The following is a 2,409-nucleotide window of genomic DNA, read 5'->3' as shown; positions in this document are numbered from 1 at the left end:
CCAGATCAACCGGAACATGATCCGGCCTGCGGGCTGTGCTGTCTTCCGACCGGCGCGCGCGGGCTGGCGCTTCCGCCCGTCGCGGCGGTTTTTCTCCCGCCGCCGCCTGTAACCCCATTGGTTTGGCAGGCGCCGATGCTGGTAGTGGCGGCTCGGGTGGCCCCGCCTCAACCGCTCCAACCGCGCGCCCCTCCCGGAGGGGTTTAGGAACTTTCTAAACCCTTATCGTGTCGAGAGGAAAATCATGTCTTACGCTTTCCTGCGCGCCTGTCGCGCCCTATCCGTCGCCGCCCTGTTGATGGCGGCCCCTTCGGTTTTCGCCCATGAGTTCAAGGCCGGATCGATTGTGATCGATCACCCTTTTGCACGGGCGACAACGTCGAGAATGCCCAATGGCGCGGCCTATATGGTGCTGACCAATCAGGGCACGACCCCCGACCGGCTGCTCTCGGCTTCCACCCCCGTCGCCACCGAAGTGATGCTGCATATGAACGTTAAATCCGGCGACGTTATGGAAATGCACCATGTCGCAACGCTGGATCTTCCAGCGGGCCAGAAAGCCGAGCTGAGCCCGGCGGGGGCGTTTCATTTAATGCTGACGGGCCTAAAGCAGCCGTTGAAGCTCGGCACCGTGTTTCCGATGACCCTCGTCTTCGAAAAGGCGGGCGAAACGCAGGTGATGATTGCCGTCGAACGGGCGGGGGCGATGGGGCCGACGGCAGGCCAGCGTCACTGAGCGTCGCGTCCCAATCTGGCGGATCAAGCTACGCCTTGATCCGCCAGTGCCGTTTTTGGATCGGTCAGACGTTAAAAAGTTCCGCTCTAGAACGCGGATGATATCGCCCGGCAGAATGGGCGTGCGTTCATTGGCGCGATATTCCTGCTGCTTACCGCTAACGTTGCGCACTAGGATCACCTCGCCCTGGCGACCGCGATAATCGTACCCGCCCGCCCGGGCGATGGCCGAGAGCACGGTCATGCCCATCGAATAGGGGAATTCGCCTGGGCCGCGCACTTCACCCATCACATAGAAGGGATTGAACGTCAGTACGTCGACGGCGACGCGCGGATCGAGCAGATAGCCGTCGCGCTTCATCCGCTCTTCAAGGCGCTGACCGAAGCCGCTCGCGGTAACACCCGCAGCGGGAACCGAACCGATGAGCGGCAGGGTGATCGATCCGCCGGGATCGAGTTGGAAATCGCCCGAGAGATTGAGTTGATTGAAGACGGTCACGCGAATGCGATTACCCGGCTCCAGTAAGTAGCTTTCTGCCGGATTGGCGATCGAGGCGGGGGCTTCACCGCCGGGCAGGGAAGCCCCACCCCCGCAAGCGGTCAGCAGGCTCAGGCCGATGGCGGCCGTTAAGGCCTTCAAGCGGCGATGGAACTGCATCGGTGTCCGAGTGGGAATCATACCTTGTCACCTTTTTTTTGCTCGCAGCATCATTTCGATACCCTGAGGGATGAAGACCTTGTATCTCCGTTGGGGTACGCTTCGCGGTGCCCCGATGCTAGAAGTTTCTTCGTTCCCGTGCTTCTAAGAATATGGCGACCACAGAGTTTTGAAAAGGGGGAGGGGCAGTAACCGATGGTTTTGGGGGGCAGTTTTCTCACCCGTCTCGGTCGCCGCTTCGGTGTGGTTGCGCACGAGGGCCTGCCTCTTTTGGAGGAAGGCGGCGCGCTGATCTATGCCATCGGCGATATTCACGGTTGCGCGCGCGAACTCGATAGTCTGCACGAGCAGATCGCCGCCGATGCTGCGCACCGTATGGGGGCGCGGCATCGACCGGTAACGCTGGTCTACGTCGGCGATTATGTGGATCGGGGACCAGATAGCGCGGGCGTTATCGAACGCTTGCTCGGCCCGGCCCCCATTGGCGGGGCCGAGCGGATCTACCTGCGCGGCAATCATGAGGATGCCATGCTCGCCTTCCTGGAGGATGCCGAGGCCGGGGCAGAATGGCTTGATTACGGCGGCCTCGAAACGCTGAAAAGCTATGGGGTCAATCCGGGGGGCGGTGCCCTATGGCGGCAGAAGCTTTCGGAAGGACTAGCGGCGAAGCTACCCGCACCCCATCGGCAGTTTCTGACAAGTTTGCGCGACCGCTGGAGCTATGGCGGCTATGGGTTCGTGCATGCGGGCATTCGTCCGGGCCTTGCCTGGGATGCTCAGAAAACCGACGATCTTTTGTGGATCCGCGAGCCGTTTTTATCGAGCCGCACCCGCTTTGATCGTAAAATTGTGCACGGCCATACGATTACCGAAATGCCGGACGTGCGACCTAACCGGATCGGCATTGATACGGGGGCCTTTCATTCCGGCATTCTGACGGCGTTGGTGATTGACGGCGCAATGGAGGCATTTTTGCAAACCATTCCAGCCCCTCTGTCATAAAGCGCCGGTTTTTG

At 60.9% G+C, this 2,409-nt stretch carries 2 protein-coding genes and 1 pseudogene; 2 read left to right on the top strand and 1 reads right to left on the bottom strand.

What is annotated here, in order from left to right; translation table 11 throughout:
- Window positions 1-244 precede the first annotated feature (244 nt).
- Window positions 245-736 carry a copper chaperone PCu(A)C gene (locus VZ95_RS22740; RefSeq protein WP_084627576.1) on the top strand — a complete coding sequence of 164 codons (492 nt, stop codon included), beginning with the start codon at window positions 245-247 and terminating at the stop codon, window positions 734-736.
- Window positions 737-838: 102 nt separating this feature from the next.
- Here VZ95_RS22740 and VZ95_RS04655 read toward each other — a convergent pair.
- Window positions 839-1,393 (bottom strand): annotated as a pseudogene (locus VZ95_RS04655) (polysaccharide biosynthesis/export family protein); the annotation flags it as partial.
- A gap of 195 nt (window positions 1,394-1,588) precedes the next feature.
- On the opposite strand from VZ95_RS04655, the gene VZ95_RS04650 reads away from it, so the two are divergent.
- Window positions 1,589-2,395 (top strand): metallophosphoesterase family protein, encoded by an 807-nt coding sequence (locus VZ95_RS04650; protein ID WP_084627575.1) that lies wholly within the window; start codon window positions 1,589-1,591, stop codon window positions 2,393-2,395.
- Window positions 2,396-2,409 lie beyond the last annotated feature (14 nt).

It is taken from the genome of Elstera litoralis (genome assembly GCF_000963705.1).
GTDB classification, from domain to species: domain Bacteria; phylum Pseudomonadota; class Alphaproteobacteria; order Elsterales; family Elsteraceae; genus Elstera; species Elstera litoralis.
This window is presented reverse-complemented; position numbering and strand designations above follow the sequence as displayed.

Coding starts and splice junctions, on each gene's coding strand:
- VZ95_RS22740 (WP_084627576.1), top strand. CDS start 245: ATGTCTTACGCTTTCCTGCGCGCCTGTCGCGCCCTATCCGTCGCCGCC.
- VZ95_RS04650 (WP_084627575.1), top strand. CDS start 1,589: ATGGTTTTGGGGGGCAGTTTTCTCACCCGTCTCGGTCGCCGCTTCGGT.